A 19,385-nucleotide genomic window follows, 5' to 3' on the forward strand; every position below is an offset into this window, starting at 1 on the left:
TTTGCTGCGCCTGCCTGCAAGACGCTCAGGTGACAACCCTGACGCAGCGTGCCGGTCCCTCACGCGACAATGGGCCTGTTTCTAGTCACGCAAAAGACAGGCCATGGACGACCCGATTCTTACCATCGAAGAACGTGAAGCGATCAACTCAGGTCGCTGGTTTTCATCCCTTTCACCTTCTCTACGCCACGACATCCTGCGATGTGCCTACGTCAAACGCTTCAAGGATGGCGGCCTCATAGCCGCCCGCGGGGACCCTCCCGAGGAGTGGATTGCCTGCGCGCGCGGGGCGGTGCGGGTGAGCTCCACCTCCATCTCGGGCAAGCAGATCACGCTGACCTATGTGGAGCCGGGCATCTGGTTCGGCGACGTGGCGATCTTCGACGGGGACCGGCGCACGCACGATGCCTATGCGCATGGCGACACCACCATCCTGTGCGTGGCCAAGGCCGACTTCAAGAAGATCCTGGCCGCCCACACCGAGCTCTACGAAGCCATGCTGCGCCTGCATGCACGGCGCATACGCCAGCTGTTCGGGCTGGTGGAAGACCTCAACACCCTGCCCCTGCGCTCGCGCCTGGCCAAGCAGCTGGTGCACCTGGTGCGCAGCTACGGCGTGCCCAGCCTGTCGGACGGCAGCGAGATGCGCATCGGCCTGCAACTGGCGCAGGAAGAACTGGCGCAGTTGCTGGGCGCTTCGCGCCAGCGCGTGAACCAGGAACTCAAGTCGATGGAACGCGAGGACGCCATCCGCATCGAGCCGGGCGGCCTCGTCATCCGCGACCGCGAAGCGCTGATGCGCATTGCGGACGCCGATACCTGAATTGGGCCGCAGCGGGGGCCCGCACGGCCCTCGCCCCGCACAAGAACACCACCACCTGCGCCCGCCGGTGGACAGAGACAAGCACGCGGCAACCCGCGTGGGGAACCCCAGTACATGAGCAATTTTGACCACTTCGTCGGCACCCGTGCGGTGTCCGAGCAGCACGCCTTCGACGTCGCCGCCCTCACCGCCTGGCTGACCACCCACATGCAGGGCTTCGAAGGCCCGATGACCGTGGAGATGTTCAAGGGCGGGCAGTCCAACCCCACCTACAAGCTCGTCACGCCCAAGGCCAGCTACGTGATGCGCGCCAAGCCCGGCCCGGTGGCCAAGCTGCTGCCCTCGGCCCACGCGGTAGAGCGCGAATTCGCGGTGATGAGTGGCCTGGCCGGCACCGACGTGCCCGTGCCGCGCATGCACGTGCTGTGCGAGGACGAGTCGGTGATCGGCCGCGCCTTCTACATCATGGAGTGCATGCAGGGCCGCGTGCTCTGGGACCAGTCCCTGCCCGGCATGACGCCCGCCGAGCGCGGCGACATCTACAACGAGATGAACCGCGTGATCGCCGCGCTGCACACGGTGAAGTTCGCCGAGCGTGGCCTGGCCAGCTACGGCAAGCCCGGCAACTACTTCGAGCGCCAGATCGGCCGCTGGAGCAAGCAGTACGTGGCCTCCATCACAGAGCCCATCCCCGAGATGGACCAACTCATGGAATGGCTGCCGGCCCACATGCCGGCCAGCGCGCGCGACGAGAGCCAGGTCTCCATCGTGCATGGCGACTACCGCCTGGACAACCTGATGTTCCACCCCACCGAGCCGCGTGTCATCGCCGTGCTCGACTGGGAGCTGTCCACCCTGGGCCACCCGCTGGCCGACTTCAGCTACCACTGCATGAGCTGGCACATCCCCGCCGGCATGGGCCGCGGCATCGCGGGCCAGGACATCGCGGCACTGGGCATTCCCGACGAGGACAGCTATATCCGCCTGTACTGCGAGCGCACCGGCATCACCACGCCCGAGGCGCTGCGTGCCGACTGGAACTTCTACATGGCCTACAACATGTTCCGCATCGCCGCCATCCTGCAAGGCATTGCCAAGCGCGTGGAGGCCGGCACGGCCTCCAGTGCCCAGGCCAAAGCCTCGGGCGATACCGCACGGCCCATGGCCCAACTGGCCTGGTCGTTCGCCCAGCGCAGCTGAGCCCCCACCGATTACCAACGGAGACCCCCCATGGACTTTGACTACTCCCCCAAGACCAAGGACCTGCAGGCCAAGCTGCTGCAGTTCATGGACGAGCACATCTACCCCAACGAAGCCTCGTACAAGAACGAACTGGCCGCCAACACGGCCGCGGGCAAGCGCTGGTCGGCCCTGTCCACCATCGAGAACCTGAAACCCAAGGCCCAGGCCGCCGGCCTGTGGAACCTGTTCCTGCCGGTGGACAGCGCCGCCGCATCGGGCTATGCAGGCGCCGGCCTGACCAACCAGGAATACGCCCCCCTGGCCGAGATCATGGGCCGGGTGCCATGGGCCAGCGAGGTGTTCAACTGCTCCGCGCCCGACACCGGCAACATGGAGACCATCGCCCGCTACGGCGACGATGCCAACAAGGCACGCTGGCTCAAGCCGCTGCTCGAAGGCAAGATCCGCTCGGCCTTCGCGATGACCGAGCCCGACGTGGCCTCCAGCGATGCCACCAACATCGAGACGCGCATCGAGCGCGATGGCGACGAGTACGTGATCAATGGCCGCAAGTGGTGGATCTCGGGCGCAGCCGACCCGCGCTGCGCCGTGTTCATCACCATGGGCAAGAGCGACCCCGACGCCCCCCGCCATTCGCAGCAGAGCATGGTGCTGGTGCCCGCTGATGCCAAGGGCATCACCATCATCCGCCCGCTCAACGTGTTCGGCTACGACGACGCCCCCCACGGCCATGTGGAGATGACCTTCGAGAACGTGCGCGTGCCCGTCTCCAACATCCTGCTGGGCGAAGGCCGCGGCTTCGAAATCGCCCAGGGTCGCCTGGGCCCTGGCCGCATCCACCACTGCATGCGCCTGATCGGCCTGGCCGAACGCGCACTGGAACTGATGTGCAAGCGTGCCTCCTCGCGCGTCGCGTTCGGCAAGAGCGTGGCCCAGCAGACCGTGACGCAGGAGCGCATCGCCGAAGCCCGCTGCAAGATCGACATGGCCCGCCTTCTGACCCTGAAGGCCGCCTGGCTGATGGACGTGGCCGGCAACAAGGTCGCCAAGACCGAGATCGCCATGATCAAGGTCGTCGCCCCGAGCATGGCCTGCCAGGTCATCGACTGGGCCATGCAGGTGCATGGCGGCGGCGGCATGTGCGACGACTTCCCGCTGGCCTACGCCTACGCCGGCGCGCGCACCCTGCGCTTTGCCGACGGCCCGGACGAAGTGCACCGCAACGCCATCGCCAAGTGGGAGCTGGGCAAGTACGGCGCCTACGGCCGCGACAGCGGCGTGCCGATCACGCGCGGAAGCTGAGACAGCCCGCCCCCCCCCGCGCACCACGCGGGGGACAGCACTGGCCGCCCTGCGGTCAGCGCCCCCGTTCGCTGGTGATCTCGGCCCCTTCGCGCAGGGCCTTGGTCACCGGCGTGTTCACGACCACTTCCAGCAGCCGCTCCCACTGGGCGTCGCTCAGTGCCTGGTCCGAATGCAGCACGCGGTGGACGTGCAGCCGGCCCTCCTCATCCCGGCTCAAGGCCAGCTCGGCCCGGAATTCGCCGAGGTTCCAGCCCTTGCGCTCGGCGTACATGCGCAGCGTGATGGCCGTGCAGGCCGACAGGGCCGCCAGGTAGTAGTCGAACGGAGCCGGGCCCTGCCCCTGGCCGCCGAGCGCCTTGGGTTCATCGGCGATCAGGTCGAAATGCCCTGCGCGCACCTTGTGGACGTAGTTGGTGTCGCCCGACACCACCAAAGCCGATCCCATTTTCGTCATGGCAGTCCGCCCTCCGATGCCGCGAGTGCGGAGGCAATGCGCACCTCACCGGTCAGCAGCTTGTGCACCGGGCAGGCATTGGCCACCTGCAGCAGGCGCGCGCGCTGCTCCTCGCTCAGCGCGCCCGACAGGGTGATGGTGCGCGTGATGTCGGTGCCGCTGGCGGGTGCCCCTTCGGGGTTGAGCTGCAGTGCCACCTCCACGCCGGCCAGGGGCCATTGCTTGCGCGCTGCGAACATCTGCAGGGTGATGACGGTGCAGGCCCCCAGGCTCGACAGCAGCAGGTGGAACGGGGACGGGCCGGCATCGGCCCCGCCCAGGTCGACAGGCTCGTCGCCCAGCCAGGTGTGGCCGGCGTCATCGACCAGGGTCACGGCATAGGGTGTGGTCCCGCCAATGGCGCGGACAGAAGGTGTGCTCATTGTTCAAATGCTCTCAGGCCCGGCGCCCATGCGCCGGTGGCCTAAGATCATAAGAGCCTGTGGCGATTGATCTCAGCCTGTCACTCATCGAGCGGCGGTGCCGGCAGGTTCTGCGCCGCCGCCTGGGCGGCCGTCACCAGCACCGTGCGCGCGTGCGCAATCTCGGCCAGGGTGCGCCGGGTGTGCTCGGTGCGCAGGTAGACGTGGCCGCGCGCGAGCATCAGCACCATGGGGGTTTCCGAGCGCAGCGCGCCCTGCTCGCCCTCCACCGCATTGAGCAGAGCCGACACCAGGTGCGCATGGATCCAGTGCTCGGCATGCTCGATGCGCTCTGCCACCACCGCGAAATGGCGCCGGAACGAGCCCGGCAGCTCGGGCCAGGACACCTCGTCGAACATGGACAGCCAGCGCATCTCCTCGGGCATGCGCGCGTCCACGCTGGTCTGCAGGTTGTCGGTGATGGCGTTGTAGGCATGGCGCTCCAGCGCATCGCGCAGCGGGCGGTTGAGCACCAGCACGGCGGCGTCGGGGTCGGCCTTCACGTCGGCACGGCCGCGCAGTTCCAGGCCCAGGATGTAGTCGCGCGTGGACGCACCGCACTCCAGCCGCCAGGGGTGGCCCAGGATCTCGCCGCCCACGTCGAAATGGCCGGCCCCCGCCTGCGGCACGCTGGACAGCTGCTGGTCGGCAATCCAGCGCGCCAGTTGCGGGCCGGTCACCGGCTGGCTGGACGACAGGCCATCGGATGGATCGTCGGACGGGGCACCGGCAAAGGCCTGGCGGATGCGATCAAACATGGTGTTCACAGGCCCGGGGGCCTTGCGGAAGTCGCGGGTAGCGCCATTATTGGCACAAACCGCTACGATTGGGGGACACCATGACCTCTCTTGCCACGCCCGACCCTGTCCTTCGTGAAATTTTGGCGGTTTCGGCCGCGCAACCGGCCACCCCGGCGGGCCTGCTGCGCCGGCGCCGCCTGCTGGCCAGCGCCGGCATGCTCCTGGGCTCGGCCGCCTGGGCGCCATCGGCCCGGGCCGCGGCCCCGTGGGAGCGCTCTGGCGCCAGTCTGGACGCGCAGCGCCTGGTGCGCTGGACGGCAGCCACTGGCAACCACGAGGGCATGCCGTTTGCGGTGATCGACAAGCCCGCGGCGACCATCCATGTGTTCGGCCCTGGCGGCGACCATGCCGGCAGCGCGCCGGTGCTGCTGGGTTCGGCCCTGGGCGACCACTCGGCGCCCGGCATCGGCCAGCGGCCACTGTCGCAGATACGCCCGCACGAGCGCACCACACCGGCCGGCCGCTTCGTGAGCGAGCCCGGCAGCAACCTGCAGGGCCACGACATCGTGTGGATCGACTACCCGTCGGCCGTCTCCCTGCACCGCGTGCGCGGCAACCCGGCCGAGCGCCGCGTGCAGCGCCTGGCCAGCCCCGTGCTGGCCGAGCGGCGCATCAGCCACGGCTGCGTGAACGCCCCCACGGACTTCTACAACCGCTGCATCGCCCCCTGGTTCGGCCGCGAGGCGGGTGTGGTCTATGTGCTGCCCGATGCGGAGCCGTTCGCCGCCTTCTTCCCGGCAGCGGACGCGGCCTACCCGCTGGCCCGGCTACCGTCCTGAACCGAGGCGAAACACGGGTCTGCGCCCGCCCACCTCCAGCCCACGCGCATTGACGATGCGCGCCGAGCGCCGGGGCACCAGCGCCTCGCGCTGGGCTTCGCTGAGCCAGCCCAGCTGGTCCATCACTTCCACGGAAGCGGCGACCTGAGCGAGCATGCTGCCATCCATGACCTTGAGCGCAAAGGCCTCGCCCCGGCTGCGGCTGCCCACCACCTGCACGCCATCGGCGCCGGTCTTCGACACCCAGTCGCCAGCGCCCACGCGCATGAAATCGAGGTCGTGCCGGCCCGTGCCCGAGCCCAGCTCGGGCCGCGCCACCATGGCATCGGCCAGCGCCGTGAAGCTCTCGTCGAATTCGGTGTCCGGCGCGCCACCGGCCAGGCGCGCATAGCCGCGCGCCAGGTTGGCCAGCGGCAGCGCGTAGTTGGGGGCCGAGCAGCCGTCCGTGCCGGCGGCCAGGTCATCCGGCGCAAGGCCCACGGCCTGGGCCACACGCTCCCGTATGGCCACCTGCAGCGGGTGGCCCGGGTGCAGGTGGTCGTCCAGCGGCAGGCCCTGCTGCACGCAGTAGGCCACGAAGCCCGCATGCTTGCCGCTGCAGTTGTTGTGGCGCTCATCGGGCACGAAGCCGGCGGGCAGCGACCCAAGCCCCAGCTCGGCGAACAGCGGCCGGTGGCAGCCGCAGCGCAGCGCGTGGTAGTCCTGGTCGACGCTGGCGAGCATGCGCTCGACCTGCGCCACGTGCATGGGCTCGCCGTTGTGGCTGGCGCACAGCAGCGCCAGGTCGGCCGGGCCCCAGCCCAGGGCCCGGGCGCCGCCCGACTGCATGAACGGCAGCGCCTGGAAGGCCTTGATGGTGGAGCGCGTGAACACCACCGCCTCTGGGTCGCCCACCCGGGCCAGCACCTGGCCCGCACGGTTGGCCACGGCCACGGCACCCCAGTGCTGGCACTCGACCAGTCCACCCCGGGTGACTTCGATCAACGGTACGAAACCCATGTGTATCCTTTGCGTGCTCAGGGCTGAAGTGTCAGGCTGTGAACAAAGCGCGCCGGCTCGCGCTGCAGCAGCCGGTTGCCCGCCCCGGCCCAGGCCACCGCCATGTCACGGTAGCGTGGCGAGAACACCAGGCCGCTCTGCCCCGTCTGGTAGATGAAGGTCGATTGCTCCAGGTCCGCCAGGTCGTAGATGGCGCGCAGCGATGCGGCATGCCGGTTCGCGAAGGGGGTCTTGGCATCGCCCGGGTTGTACTGGCCCACGTTCACCGTGTACGAGTCGCCGTTGGAGGGCACGCTCACGTCGAACCAGCGCGCCAGCGCCGCCACGTTGCCGAACGGCCGGTGGCCGCTGACCGCAGGGTGCGCATCGCCCCAGCGCCAGGCGGCAGGATCGGCGCCGTACGCGGCCTGCAGCCGGTCGAGCGCACGGCCCAGGGCCGCGGCCGACTGCTCGGCGCAGGTGGAGGGCTGGCACCACCAGGTGTCGTTGCGCGCGAGCATGCCTTCCAGCCCGGCACGGTAGTCGCGCTTGCCGTAGGTGGCCGCAAAGCGTGCCTCGCCGATGCGCGGCACGACCAGGCCGCGCACCAGCTCGTCGGTCCAGGCGGCCATGATCAGCGGCGCTGCGCGGCCGGCATCCATCACGCCATCGAAGTCCTTGAGCAGGGCCTGCGCCTTCGCGGCCAGCGGGTGGCTGGACTGCGCCTGCTGCAGGTGGGGCAGCAGGTGCCGCGCAGCCAGCGACGCCGTGTCGAGCTGGATGGCCTGCAGGCTCGCCGCCGTGTGCTTGGGGCGGGCCTCGATCAGCTGGGCAATGCGCTCGTAGCGGTAGGGCAGCGCCCAGTCCTGCGTCAGGTAGTGCGGGTAGCCGGGCGGTGTCACGCGCTGGTTGGCCGTGGCGATCCAGCCCTTGGCGCCCTCGTCCTGCGGGGTCTGGTCCAGCGGCAGCCAGCCCTTCCAGTCGTAGCGCGCGTCCCAGCCGGGCGACGGGGCCACGCCGCGGATGTCGTTGTCGGGCGCGCGCACAGGCACGCGGCCCATGGCCTGGAAGCGGATGCGCCCGTTCACGTCGGCCGCCACCACGCTCTGCATGGGCGCCTGGTGGTGTTCAAAGGCGGCGAACAGGTCCTCCACCGTGGTGGCCTGGTTGACCATCAGCCCGGCCAGCACGGTCTGGTTGTCGGCGTCCAGCGCCGTCCAGCGCAGGGCCAGCACGTACTTCTTCAGGTCCAGCACGTCGGCGTGCGATTTCTGCGCATCGCTGAGCACCGGGCCATGGCGCGTGCTGCGCAGCGCGATCTCCACGTCGGGCTTGCCCTTGACGCGGATGGTCTCCTTGCGCACCGCGAACGGCGCCCAGCCCTCGGGCGTGCGGTACTGCGTGGCGTCAGCCGGGTTGATCTGCTCCAGGTACAGGTCCTGCACGTCGGGACTGGTGTTGGTGAAGCCCCAGGCCACGCTGGCCGTGCGGCCCAGCACCACGAAGGGCAGGCCTGGCAAGGTGGCGCCCAGGGCGTCGATGGCGGCGATGGGCGAGCCGTCCGATGCCTTGCCGGCCGGCGCCTGCAGGCGGGCGTAGTACCAGATGGCCGGCGCGCTCAGGGAGAGGTGGGGATCGTTGGCCAGCAGCGGCTTGCCGCTTTCGGTGCGCGAACCGGCCAGCACCCAGTTGTTGCTGCCCTTGCCGTCGTTGGTGCCGGCATTGCGGGTGAGCTCCTTGGCCCAGGCCAGCATGCCCGCGCTGACCTGGCGCGCCACCGGGCCACCACCCTGCCCTGGCGCAGCGGCCGCCTCGGGCTTCCTGGCGGCCTGCAGCGCAGCGCCACGGTCCAGGCCGGCACTGGGCGCAGCCCCTGCGGCAGCGTCGCCACGGTACACCCCGAGCTGCCGGTACAGCGCGGCCAGGTCGGCCGATGCCGCAGGCGGCTCACCCGGATAGGGGGGCATCAGCTGCCACAGCCGCTCGGTATCGAGCGTGCGCGCCACAGACAGGCGCGCGAATTCATTGCCCCAGTTGCCGCCCAGGTCCAGCGCCATCATCAGCGCCCAACCCACGCTGTCCTCGGGCTCCCACACGGCACCGGCCTCGCCGCCGGGCTTGGCGCCCAGCACCAGGAACTCGGGCGGCAGGGCCTGCGGGCGGTTCTGGTGGAAGGCATGGATGCCCTTGCTGTAGGCCTGCAGCGCCTCGCGTGCGTACAGGGGCAGGCCCGCGTACTGCTTGCGCGCGTTGCCCACGATGTCCAGCGAGCGCATGAGCTTGTCGGTCTCCAGCGTGGCCTCGCCAAACACCTCCGAGAGCTGGCCGTGCATCACGCGGCGGTTGAACTCCAGCTGCCAGGTGCGCTCCTGCGCATGCACGTAGCCCATGGCAAACCAGGCGTCCTGCGGGCTCTGCGCGCTGATGTGCGTCACGTCCGCGCCATCGCGTTGCACGCCCACGGGCCGGGCCAGGCCGGCGACCGTGATCTTTCCATCCACCACGGCAAAGGTCCGCTGCACATAGATGGCGGCCCCCGCCCCCACCAGCAAGGCCCCGGCCACCAGGGCCACGGCCGTTTTCTTGATCCACGCCATATCGTTCTGTCCTGTTTTGTCTCGGTCTAGTCGCCGGGCATTGTGTCAGAACGTGTCAGCGCAGCACCAGTGCAGATTGGTCTCGTGCCGGTTTTCGACAACGCTGCGCGCCAGCGCAGCCCTCGACAACTGGCGCCCCACGCCAGTGCCCCCCGCGCTGGGGGCCTCCCCCTTTAGGAGAAAGGCGCGAAGCGACTCAGGGGGTCAACCCAAGTGCACGCTGCCGCCGACCACCTGGAAGTGCATCTTGGGCGCGGTGGGCTCGCTGAACGACACGCCCAGCGCGATCTCCCCCGTGCCGTGAAGGATGCAGGCATCGCGCCGCAGGCGCACGGGCGAATCGCTGCCCTCGAAGCGCACCCAGGTGCCGAAGCTGCTCATGTCGGTCAGCACGAAGCCGCTGTTGCGCCAGTCGATGCGGGCATGCAGGCGCGAGACCCGCGGGTCGTTGATGCGCAGCTGCATCTCGGTGGCGCGGCCCACATGCACCGGGGCATCGGCCGAGCTGAACGACAGGTCCACCCCGTGCCAGGAAAACTGGATCTGCCCCAGGATGGAATCCACCGGCGAGAAATTGCTGATCAGCGCAGACTGCATGGTGAGCGAGTCGGGCTCCTCGTCCTGGCGCCACTCCACCTGGTAGAGCATCAGGGTTTCGGCCTTGCCGCGGATTTCCATCACCCCGAGCTTGCGGTACCAGACCGAGGCGGCCGCACCGGCCAGCAGCACCGCCGTTTCGGTGGCCCAGATCTCGGACGGGCCGGCCCGCTCGCACAGGCGCGAGGCCACGTTCACGGCGTCGCCGTAGCAATCGCCATCCACATCCACCACCTCGCCTGTGGCCACGCCCACGCGGATGTCCATGCGCAGGGGGTGCGGCCAGCGGTCCAGCCGGGCCAGGTGCTTGCGCTGCATCTCGGCCATGGCCGAGACAGCGCCGGCGGCATCGCCAAAGATGCCCAGCACGCCATCGCCCAGCTTCTTGACGACGCGGCCCGCATTGCCCTCGATGGTGTCGGCGATCCACTGGGTCAGCTGCGTCACCGCTTCGGTGGCGCGCTCGTTCCCCAGCGTCTCGTAAAGCGACGTACTCCCGGAAATGTCGGCAAAGACCACCGTCGATAGAACCGTCATGGACACGCAGGCACAGGTAACATCATGTGACCCAGTTTAGTTCAAGCGCCTGCAATGTGCATGGCGCCCATGTCAGTGGGCGGACCTGAATGCCGCGTGGGGCATCCCCCTCGGGATGCGCCCTGCCCGACCGTCCCGCGCAGGCACCAGGCGCGCCCGTTGTGCGCCCGTTCGCAAGGCCTGCAATGCCTTGCAGGCGGTTGTCGGTGGACGGTGCCAACCGACCGACGCATCTGGCATGACTCCTGCTTAATCCTTTCATACTAGATGCAAATAAGCATCGAAAACTTGCAATTGTTTGCAAAAAGCTATGAAGGCCTGTTGGCTTTCTGCAAAAAACGGGAGCGGCCCCCTTGCATTTGCACAGTCGGCCACGTACCTTGAGCCTTGTACCCATTTATGGTGGAAAACCATTCCATGCGCTGGAACAAACCCTATGTACGCGGCAGCAGCCTGCACGGCCTCATTGGCCGTGACGCGCCTGCGTCGACCGCCTGGGTGCGCGACCAGCAACTGGAAGAGGTGCGCCGCGCCATGATCGGCAGCCTGTCGGGCTTTTCGGGCTGCGAGGTGGCCCGCATGAACATCCGCCTGCGCTATGCGGGCGACATCGAAGCGCTGTGGTACCTGCGCAGCGACCTGCAGAGCACCCTCACCCCCCTGCAGGGCGAGCCATCTGCCAAAAACGTCATCGCCCAGGTGACACTCCTGTTCCAGGGCCTGCTGCCGCGCGCCCTGGGAACCCCGGTACGCGCCTCGCTGTCCTGACTCCATTCGGGCCCGCCCACAACGTTTGAGCCCGCGCCGCGCAGGGCCGCCCCCCGTTCAAGGGCCGCCCCGCCACACCGGGGGTGTCTCCCTCCCGCCTCGCGCAACAAGACAAGAGAGGGGGAAGACGCGAAGCGTCTCAGGGGGTGTCAGCCAATATGCCCCCAATAGATGAGGGCATCGCGCTCTTCCACCGACAAGGAGACTGTGGCCCCCACGGGCAGCAGCACCTTGGTCTCCACATGCCCGAACGGCAGGTTGGTGAGCACCGGGGCCTTGATCTGGGTGCGCAGCCAGTCCACCACCGACTGCAGCTTGTAGCCCTTGTCGTGGGGCACCAGCTTGAACTGGTTGAACTGGCCCAGCACCACCGCCTTTTGCTGCGCCAGCACGCCGGCATGCAGCAACTGGGTCAGCAGGCGCTCGATGCGGTAGGGGTGCTCGTTCACGTCTTCGAGGAACAGGATGCCACCCTTCACGCTGGGCAGGTAGGGCGTGCCCACCAGCGATGCCAGCACCGCCAGATTGCCACCCCAGAGCTGGGCGCTTTTCACGTAGATGTCCGGCACGGCCGGCTTGCCGGTGGTGGCATCGGGCTTTTCGCGGTGCATGCGCCAGCCCGTGCCTTCGCCGTGGCCGGTCAGCAGGTCGTCGAAGCAGGCCTCCATGATGTCGTCGGGCTCGCCAGCCACGCCAAAATCCGCGCCCAGCGCCGGGCCGGCCCAGCTCACGGCGCCGGTCTGCGCCAGGAGCGCATTCTGGAAGGCCGTGAAATCGCTCAGGCCGACGAACTTCATGCCCTTGTCGATGGCCTTGGCCACCGCCTTGTAGCGGATGCCCGGCAGGATGCGCGAGAGCCCGTAGCCCCCGCGCGAGATCAGCGCCACATGCGCGCCGCTGGCGGCCGCGCGGTGGATGGCGGCCAGGCGGGTGGCATCGTCACCGGCAAAGCGCGTGTGGCTGGCCAGGGCGTCCACATCCACCTCGACCTCGTGGCCCAGGGCCTTCAGGCGGGCAATGCCACGCTTGAAGGCGGCCTTGTCGCGCACGGCGCTCGACGGCGAGTAGATGTAGATGTGCTTGGGACCATGGTCATGGTCGCAATCGGCGTGGTCGTGATGGTGGTGGTCGTGATCGTTGTGCAAAGCGTTCAGGCGTCGCTGGCGCGCCTGCTCCGAGGTAGTGTGCGGTGACCGCTGGCGTGCGCGCAGGAAGGCAGGCGCTGGCGTGCGGTCAGGGGCTGAAGTATTCCACAGCCCGTTCGGCAATGTCCCTGCCGTGCTCCTGTACAAAGTGCCCGGCCTGCGGCAACACCACCGGTTCGGGGCACCCACGGATGTCTTTTTGCAGCACCTGCATGGTCGCCAGGCCCAGCACCGGGTCCTGCGCGCCCACCACCATCAGGCCCCGGCCCTGCCACTGCTGGCGCCAGAAATCACGGGCCTGGCGCGAGAGTGCAGCGCCCGGGTCATCGGGCCCGGCCGGCACGCGCTCCGGAAAGGCGCGCAGCGCAGCACGGTAGCCCTTGTCGGGGAAAGGCGCGTCGTAGGCCGCGCATTCGGCGGCCGACAGCTGCGGGTTGCCGCGCGCCAGCAGCCGGCCCACGCCGTAGAGCGGCTTGTCGCGGCACATGGCGCGCCAGTCCACAAAGCCCTGCGGCAGCGGCACATCGCCCGTGGCCAGCAGCGTGTTCATCACCAGCAGGCCGCCAAAGCGCTCGGGGCAGTCCATGGGCAAGGTCAAGCCCAGGATGCCACCCCAGTCCTGCACCACCAGCACGGTGCGCTGCAGGTCCAGGCGCTCCACCAACTCCAGCAGCACCTGGCGGTGCCATTCGAAGCGGTGCGCGGCCTCCTTCTTGGGCTTGTCGCTTTTGCCAAAGCCGATCAGGTCGGGCGCCACCACCCGGTCACCGGCCGCCAGCCACACGGGCAGCATGTGGCGGTACAGGTAGCTCCAGGCCGGGTTGCCATGCAGGCACAGCCAGGTGCGCGGCGCGTCCTGCGGGCCTTCGTCCAGGTAGTGCAGGCGCAGTCCCGCCAGGCTGGGCAGGTCGCTCACATAGTGCGGTGGCCAGGGGTAGCCGGGCAGATCGGCAAACGCGGCATCGGGCGTGCGCAGGGCATCGTCGCGCAGCGGGTGGCGGGCCAGCGCGTCGGCACGCTGCTGGCTGCGCCGTGCGCCGAAGAAGCCGGTAAGCAGCGCGCTGCACTCGGTCGCCAGCACCCCGCCATGCACCTGGGTCTGGTGGTTGATGGCGGTGTGGGCAAACAGGTCGAGCACCGAGCCGGCAGCGCCCGTTTTCGGCTCCGTGGCACCGAACACCACGCGCGCCAGGCGCGAATGCAGCATGGCACCGCTGCACATGGCGCAGGGCTCCAGCGTGACGTAGAGCGTGCAGCCGTCGAGCCGGTAGTTGCCCAGGCGCTGCGCGGCCGCGCGCAAGGCCACGATCTCGGCATGGGCCGTGGGGTCGTTGGCCTGCACCGGGGCATTGCGGCCCGTGGCTATCACCTGGCCGTCCTTGACGACCACGGCGCCCACGGGCACCTCGCCCGCCTCGGCCGCGGTGCGGGCCTCGGCCAGCGCCAGGTGCATGCCGTCTTCGTCGGTCAACACAGCCGCCATCGCCCTGCTCACTTGTCTGCGTCGGGCAGGCTTTGCGTGCGCTGCTTCATGATGTCGTCCAGCTGCTGCTGGACCTGTTGCTGCACCTGCTGGCTCTGCTCGCGCACATTGCCCGTGGGGTTGATGACCGGCGCCGACGCACCGGTGCCCGGGATGGGCACTTGCTGCAGCGCCGCAGCAGGCGCGCGCGTGGTCGACAGCTGCTTCTTGGCAATGATGCCCACAATGGCCAGCACCACGACCAGCCCCACCAACCCGAACAATCCACGCATGCCTGTGCTCCCGATACCGTGCAAGCTCGCACTGTAAACCGGGACGGTGGTTAAAAAGATCAATGCGTCATCGGCAGCGCCGCGCCCATCAACCCGAACAGCGCACCGCAGGAGCGGTTGAACTTGCGCCCCGTGCGCTGCAGCCAGGGGCGGATGCGGTGCGCCAGGCTCGCCAGACCAAACTCCACCAGGCATTCCACCGCCGCAAATGTGCCCGCCATGACCACGAACTGCAGCCACAGGTCACGCCCCGGCACGATGAACTGCGGCAAGAAGGCGCCATAGAACAGCAGCACCTTGGGGTTGGAGATGGCCGCCAGCAGCCCCTGGCGGAACAAGCGACCGCCGCTGACTGCCCGCTCGCCCTGGGCACTCGGCAGCGCCTCCAGCTGCATGGCCGGCGCGCGCCACAGCTGGATGCCCAGCCACACCAGGTAGGCGCCGCCCACCCACTTCATCACCGTGAGCGCATGGGCCGACGACTGCAGCAGCGCGCCAATGCCCAGCATCGACAGCCCGATCAAGGCCACAAAGCCCACCGCGCCCCCGCCAATGGTCCACAAGGTGCGCGCCCGCCCGTGCATCGCCCCATGGGCCAGCACCAGCAGGCTGTTGGGGCCCGGGGTCAGCGACAGGCCGATGACCGCGAGCAGGTAGACCAGCCAGATTTTCAGTTCCATTGCTGCACCATCGTTCGAAACATGGCCTGCAGTCTAGGGGCGCACGGCAGCATGCACCGCATCGAAACTGGCTAACATCCATACCAAATTGGACACCCGCATGAGCACCGCCCTGCCCCGCCCCGACGTTCGCCTGTTGCTGCTGCCGCTGCCCGACTTCGCCCTGCTGCCCTTTGGCGCCTTCCTCGACAAGCTGCGCTTTTCGGCCGATGACGAGGACCACAGCCGCCAGCGCTACTGCGCATGGACCCTGCTCGGCATCGACGCCGCGCCCGTGGTCTCCAGCAGCGCGGTGCAGGTGAACATGGACACCACGGCCGACGCCGTGGACCTGGCGGCATTCGACTACCTGGTGGTCTTTGGCAGCCGCACGGTGCAGGCCTCGCGCGGGTACGTGCAGGCCTATGGCCCGGTGCTGCGCAAGGCTGCGGCGCGCGGCCTGCCGCTGGTGGCCATCGACAACGCCAGCTTTCTGCTGGCCGAGGCGGACCTGCTCAAGGGCCACCGCGTGGCCCTGCACTGGCGCCATGTGGCCGAGTTCCGCCACGCCTTTCCGCGCATCGCGGTGGCCAGCGAGCAGATCTATTGCTTCGACAGCGACCGCATCACCTGCGCGGGCGGCACGGCCGCCATCGACATGGCGGTGGAGCTTCTGTCGCGCCACTGTGGCCGGGTGCGGGCCTTCAAGGGCCTGGCCGACATGCTGGTGGACGCGCCCCGGCACCAGGGGCACCACCTGCAGTCGATGGAAGGTGGTGGGCCCGACTTCACCCGCCACCTTGCGCGTGCGGTGGCGCTGATGCGCAGCTCCCTGGCCGACGGGCTGACCGTGGCCGACCTGGCCGAGCGCATCGGCATCGGCCGCCGGCAGCTGGACCGGCTGTTCACCGAGCAGATGGGCATGAGCGCCCACGACCACTGGACGAAGATGCGCATGGAGCAGGCGCACTGGCGCGTGACCAATTCGCACCACAGCCTGGCGGCCATTGCCGACGAAGTCGGCCTGGGCAATGCCAGCAGCCTGGCGCGGCTGTTCCGCCAACACTACGGCACCAGCCCAGGCGCATTGCGCGCCGGGCGGGCCGGAACCGAGCCCTGAGGGATCAGTTCAATGCAACGCGGCTGCCGTCCTTGTAGGTGTACAGCGTCACGGCGGGGGTCGTCAGCTCACCCTTGCTGGTGAAGGCGATGTTGGCCGTCACGCCCTTGTATTCGGTCTTGCCGATGAAGGGGATGTAGACCTTGGGGTCCACCGAGTTGGCGCGCTTCATCGAATCAACCAGCACCATGGCTGCGTCGTAGGCGTAGGGGCTGTAGATCTGGAACTGGCCAGGGAACTTGGCATCGTAGCGCTTCTTCCAGTCGGCACCGCCCTGCATCTTGGCGACCGAGGCGCCGCCCGTGGCGCAGGTCACGTTCTTCAGGGCCGGCGTCTTGCCGGCCAGCTCGGGCAGCTTTTCGGTGCACAGCGCATCGCCGCCGAAGAACTTCACGTTGCCCAGGCCCAGCTGCTCCATCTGGCGCAGCATGGGGCCGGCCTGGGCATCCAGGCCGCCGTAGAAGATGGCGTCGGGCTTCTTGTTCTTGATGGCGGTCAGGATGGCCATGAAGTCCGTGGCCTTGTCGGTGGTGAACTCCTCGCCCACCACCGTGAGGCCCTTTTGCTGCGCCGTGGCCTTGAACACCGAGGCCACGCCCTGGCCGTAGGCCGTGCGGTCGTCGATGATGGCCACGGACTTGAGCTTCAGGTGGTCGGCCGAGAAGATGGCCAGCGCCGCGCCCAGCGCGCTGTCGTTGGCGATCAGGCGGTAGGTGGTCTTGTAGCCGGGCTTGGTCAGGTCGGGGTTGGTGGCGGCCGCCGTGATGTGCGGCACGCCGCACTTGTCGTACACCGCAGCGGCGGGGATGGAGGTGCCCGACTGCAGGTGGCCCACCACGCCGGCCACCTTCTGGTCGCACAGCTTTTGCGCCACGGCGGTGGCCTGGCGCGGGTCGCCGGCGTCGTCTTCGGCGGCGAGCTCGAACTTGATCTTCTTGCCGCCGATCACCAGGTTCTGCGCGTTCAAATCGTCCAGCGCCAGGCGCACGCCGTTCTCGGTGTCCTTGCCGATGTGGGCAATGCCGCCCGACAGCGGCCCCGCATGGGCGATCTTGACGACCTGCACGTCCTGCGCCATGGCGGCGGTGCAGGCAACGGTGGCGGCTGCAGCAGCAACCAGGGAGAAGTGAAAGCGCGAACGGGAAGCAAAGGACACGGGCAAGACTCCGGATGAACAAGAACAAGGGAGAACGCGCTGGCCAGGAGTTCCGGCCAGGCGCCGCCATCCTATCCCGTCTTCAGTACACCAGGCTTGCACAACAGAATTGCATACAGTATTAGTCCGACTAATTGAAACCAGAATTCCCCGGCAGCGTGCCAGGCTGGGATAATCGGGCCCCATGTCTCTCCTGCCCCACCAGCTCGAACTGCTCGCGCCTGCGCGCGACGCAGACATCGGCATCGAAGCCATCAACCACGGTGCCGACGCCGTCTACATCGGCGGCCCGGCCTTCGGCGCGCGCGTGGGCGCGGGCAACGACATCCGCGACCTGGAGCGACTGGTACAGCATGCGCACCGCTTCAACAGCCGCATCTTCATCACGCTCAACACCATCCTGCGCGACGACGAGCTCGAAGACGCGCGCAAGATGGCTTGGCAGGTCTACGAGGCCGGGGCCGACGCGCTGATCATCCAGGACATGGCCCTGCTCGAGATCGACATGCCGCCCATCCAGCTGCATGCGAGCACGCAGACCGACATCCGCACGCCCGAGAAGGCGCGCTTTCTGCAGGACGCGGGCCTGTCGCAGATCGTGCTGGCGCGCGAGCTCACGGTGCAGCAGATCGCCGCGGTGCACAAGGCCCTGGGCCCGGTGGACGCGCCCGGGCGCGCCAACATCGAGTTCTTCATCCACGGCGCGCTGTGCGTGGCCTACAGCGGCCAGTGCAACATCAGCCATGCGCAGACCGGGCGCAGCGCCAACCGCGGCGACTGCAGCCAGGCCTGCCGCCTGCCCTACCAGGTGACCGACGCGCAGGGCCGCTTCATCGCGCACGACAAGCACGTGCTCAGCATGAAGGACAACAACCAGAGCGACAACATGCGCGCGCTGATCGATGCCGGCGTGCGCAGCTTCAAGATCGAAGGCCGCTACAAGGACATGGGCTACGTGAAGAACATCACGGCCCACTACCGCACCATCATCGACGGCATCATGGAAGAGCGCGAGTCCTCGGGCCACCCGCTGTCGCGCTCGTCGAGCGGGCGCACCACGTTCACCTTCACGCCCGACCCGCTGCAGAACTTCAACCGCGAGTTCACCGACTACTTCGTCACCGGCCGCAAGCAGGACATCGGCGCCTTCGACACGCCCAAGAACCCCGGCCAGGCCATCGGCTGGGTGACCAAGGTGGGCGCCGATTTCGTGGAGCTGGAAGTGAGCAGCCCCGAGACCGTGCTGCACAACGGCGACGGCCTGTGCTACTACGACCTGCACAAGGACCTGGTGGGCATGGCCATCAACCGGGCCGAGCCCGTGTCGCCGCGCAGCACCACGCAGTGGCGCGTGTTCCCCAAGGACCCGATGGAGGGCTTCAAGGACCTGCGCAAGGGCACCGAGATCAACCGCAACCGCGACATGGACTGGGTGCGCACGCTCGACAAGAAGTCGAGCGACCGCCGCATCGGCCTGTGGGTCTACCTGTCGGAAACGCCCACCGGCTTTGCCCTTACGCTGACCGACGAAGACGGCTATGCCGGCGGCGCGCAACTGGACCACGCCCACCAGCCGGCCACCGACGCCGCCAAGGCCGAGGCCAGCCTGCGCGAGCACCTGGCCCGCTTCGGCGCCACCATCTTCGCGGTGAACGACGTGGGCCTGCAGCTCTCGCAGCCCTGGTTCATCCCCGCATCGGCCGTCAACGCGTTGCGCCGTGACGCGCTGGCCGACTTGGAGGCCAACCGCGCCAAGGGTTTCATGCGCCTGCAGCGCGCCACCCCGGTGGAGCCGCCGGCCCCGTACCCCGAAGACACGCTGAGCTTTCTGGGCAATGTGTTCAACCACAAGGCCCACGATTTCTACGTGCGCCACGGCGTGAAGGTGATCGATGCAACGTACGAGGCGCACGAGGAAGAAGGCGAAGTCAGCCTCATGATCACCAAGCACTGCGTGCGCTTCTCGATGAGTCTGTGCCCCAAGCAGGCCAAGGGCGTCACCGGCGTGCAGGGCACCATCAAAGCCGAGCCCTTGATGCTCATCAACGGCAAGGAAAAGCTGACCCTGCGCTTTGACTGCAAGCCCTGCGAGATGCATGTGGTGGGCAAGATCAAGCGCCAGGTGCTCAACAACCAGGCGCGCGAGACGCCGCTGAACTTCTACCGCACGCGGCCCCAGCAGGCCAGTTGAGCGGGTGCGGGATTGGCAGGCGCGGGCCTGCCATTGCTGGCCGCATAAGCACATACG

Annotated in this window: 18 protein-coding genes; 7 read left to right on the plus strand and 11 right to left on the minus strand. The window is 68.4% G+C overall.

Translation table 11 applies throughout. The features are described 5' to 3' along the window. The first annotated feature begins 103 nt into the window (after nucleotides 1-103). The 3 genes from AC07PA_RS13830 (at nucleotide 104) to AC07PA_RS13840 (ending at nucleotide 3,328) form a co-directional block, all read left to right on the plus strand. Nucleotides 104-823: a Crp/Fnr family transcriptional regulator gene (locus AC07PA_RS13830; RefSeq protein ID WP_007857510.1), complete on the plus strand. Its 720-nt coding sequence runs from the start codon at nucleotides 104-106 to the stop codon at nucleotides 821-823. Between the two features lie 114 nt (nucleotides 824-937). Further along, on the plus strand, nucleotides 938-2,023 hold the full coding sequence (locus AC07PA_RS13835) for a phosphotransferase (RefSeq protein WP_494608183.1): 1,086 nt from the start codon (nucleotides 938-940) through the stop codon (nucleotides 2,021-2,023). Between the two features lie 30 nt (nucleotides 2,024-2,053). Further along, entirely contained in the window at nucleotides 2,054-3,328 is a 1,275-nt protein-coding gene (locus AC07PA_RS13840; protein WP_007857508.1) for an acyl-CoA dehydrogenase family protein, read from the plus strand. 55 nt (nucleotides 3,329-3,383) lie between these two features. On the opposite strand, the gene AC07PA_RS13845 is transcribed toward AC07PA_RS13840, so the two are convergent. The 3 genes from AC07PA_RS13845 to AC07PA_RS13855 all read right to left on the minus strand — a co-directional run bounded on the left by AC07PA_RS13845 (nucleotide 3,384) and on the right by AC07PA_RS13855 (nucleotide 5,004). Then, complete coding sequence (locus AC07PA_RS13845) at nucleotides 3,384-3,785, minus strand: OsmC family protein (RefSeq protein WP_494608186.1); 402 nt, start codon at nucleotides 3,783-3,785, stop codon at nucleotides 3,384-3,386. After that, a complete protein-coding gene (locus AC07PA_RS13850) occupies nucleotides 3,782-4,207 on the minus strand; it encodes an OsmC family protein (RefSeq protein WP_494608188.1) in 426 nt (141 codons plus the stop codon). Before AC07PA_RS13850 ends, AC07PA_RS13845 begins: the two co-directional genes overlap by 4 nt. Before the next feature lie 80 nt (nucleotides 4,208-4,287). After that, nucleotides 4,288-5,004 carry a hypothetical protein gene (locus AC07PA_RS13855; RefSeq protein ID WP_494608190.1) on the minus strand — a complete coding sequence of 239 codons (717 nt, stop codon included), beginning with the start codon at nucleotides 5,002-5,004 and terminating at the stop codon, nucleotides 4,288-4,290. Between the two features lie 80 nt (nucleotides 5,005-5,084). On the opposite strand from AC07PA_RS13855, the gene AC07PA_RS13860 reads away from it, so the two are divergent. After that, on the plus strand, nucleotides 5,085-5,825 hold the full coding sequence (locus AC07PA_RS13860) for a hypothetical protein (protein WP_494608192.1): 741 nt from the start codon (nucleotides 5,085-5,087) through the stop codon (nucleotides 5,823-5,825). Here AC07PA_RS13860 and AC07PA_RS13865 read toward each other — a convergent pair. The 3 genes from AC07PA_RS13865 to AC07PA_RS13875 all read right to left on the minus strand — a co-directional run bounded on the left by AC07PA_RS13865 (nucleotide 5,814) and on the right by AC07PA_RS13875 (nucleotide 10,534). Beyond that, complete coding sequence (locus AC07PA_RS13865; protein ID WP_494608194.1) at nucleotides 5,814-6,824, minus strand: asparaginase; 1,011 nt, start codon at nucleotides 6,822-6,824, stop codon at nucleotides 5,814-5,816. The genes AC07PA_RS13860 and AC07PA_RS13865 overlap by 12 nt on opposite strands. A gap of 17 nt (nucleotides 6,825-6,841) precedes the next feature. Continuing rightward, nucleotides 6,842-9,400, minus strand: a complete 2,559-nt coding sequence (locus AC07PA_RS13870) for a penicillin acylase family protein (RefSeq protein ID WP_494608196.1) — start codon at nucleotides 9,398-9,400, stop codon at nucleotides 6,842-6,844. Between the two features lie 204 nt (nucleotides 9,401-9,604). Then, the gene (locus tag AC07PA_RS13875) at nucleotides 9,605-10,534 is read right to left on the minus strand and encodes an adenylate/guanylate cyclase domain-containing protein (RefSeq protein WP_007857501.1); all 930 of its coding nucleotides are present in this window, start codon (nucleotides 10,532-10,534) and stop codon (nucleotides 9,605-9,607) included. 417 nt (nucleotides 10,535-10,951) lie between these two features. On the opposite strand from AC07PA_RS13875, the gene AC07PA_RS13880 reads away from it, so the two are divergent. Further along, nucleotides 10,952-11,302: a hypothetical protein gene (locus AC07PA_RS13880; protein WP_494608198.1), complete on the plus strand. Its 351-nt coding sequence runs from the start codon at nucleotides 10,952-10,954 to the stop codon at nucleotides 11,300-11,302. A 149-nt stretch (nucleotides 11,303-11,451) separates the two neighbouring features. Here AC07PA_RS13880 and AC07PA_RS13885 read toward each other — a convergent pair whose 3' ends face one another. The 4 genes from AC07PA_RS13885 to AC07PA_RS13900 all read right to left on the minus strand — a co-directional run bounded on the left by AC07PA_RS13885 (nucleotide 11,452) and on the right by AC07PA_RS13900 (nucleotide 14,882). After that, the gene (locus AC07PA_RS13885; RefSeq protein ID WP_494608200.1) at nucleotides 11,452-12,447 is read right to left on the minus strand and encodes an LD-carboxypeptidase; all 996 of its coding nucleotides are present in this window, start codon (nucleotides 12,445-12,447) and stop codon (nucleotides 11,452-11,454) included. Between the two features lie 88 nt (nucleotides 12,448-12,535). Further along, nucleotides 12,536-13,930 carry a tRNA adenosine(34) deaminase TadA gene (gene tadA / locus AC07PA_RS13890; protein WP_494608202.1) on the minus strand — a complete coding sequence of 465 codons (1,395 nt, stop codon included), beginning with the start codon at nucleotides 13,928-13,930 and terminating at the stop codon, nucleotides 12,536-12,538. Nucleotides 13,931-13,938: 8 nt separating this feature from the next. Further along, a complete protein-coding gene (locus tag AC07PA_RS13895) occupies nucleotides 13,939-14,202 on the minus strand; it encodes a hypothetical protein (protein WP_494608204.1) in 264 nt (87 codons plus the stop codon). A gap of 59 nt (nucleotides 14,203-14,261) precedes the next feature. Continuing rightward, complete coding sequence (locus AC07PA_RS13900) at nucleotides 14,262-14,882, minus strand: LysE family translocator (RefSeq protein ID WP_007857496.1); 621 nt, start codon at nucleotides 14,880-14,882, stop codon at nucleotides 14,262-14,264. Between the two features lie 100 nt (nucleotides 14,883-14,982). Between AC07PA_RS13900 and AC07PA_RS13905 the strand changes: the two genes are divergently transcribed. After that, complete coding sequence (locus AC07PA_RS13905) at nucleotides 14,983-15,981, plus strand: GlxA family transcriptional regulator (RefSeq protein ID WP_494608206.1); 999 nt, start codon at nucleotides 14,983-14,985, stop codon at nucleotides 15,979-15,981. Nucleotides 15,982-15,985: 4 nt separating this feature from the next. On the opposite strand, the gene AC07PA_RS13910 is transcribed toward AC07PA_RS13905, so the two are convergent. Beyond that, complete coding sequence (locus tag AC07PA_RS13910) at nucleotides 15,986-17,059, minus strand: branched-chain amino acid ABC transporter substrate-binding protein (RefSeq protein ID WP_052024458.1); 1,074 nt, start codon at nucleotides 17,057-17,059, stop codon at nucleotides 15,986-15,988. A 262-nt stretch (nucleotides 17,060-17,321) separates the two neighbouring features. Here AC07PA_RS13910 and AC07PA_RS13915 point away from each other — a divergent pair, with 262 nt between their 5' ends. Beyond that, on the plus strand, nucleotides 17,322-19,328 hold the full coding sequence (locus AC07PA_RS13915; RefSeq protein WP_494608208.1) for a peptidase U32 family protein: 2,007 nt from the start codon (nucleotides 17,322-17,324) through the stop codon (nucleotides 19,326-19,328). The last annotated feature ends 57 nt before the right edge of the window (nucleotides 19,329-19,385 follow it).

The sequence above is a fragment of the Acidovorax sp. GW821-FHT09B03 genome (genome assembly GCF_059418305.1).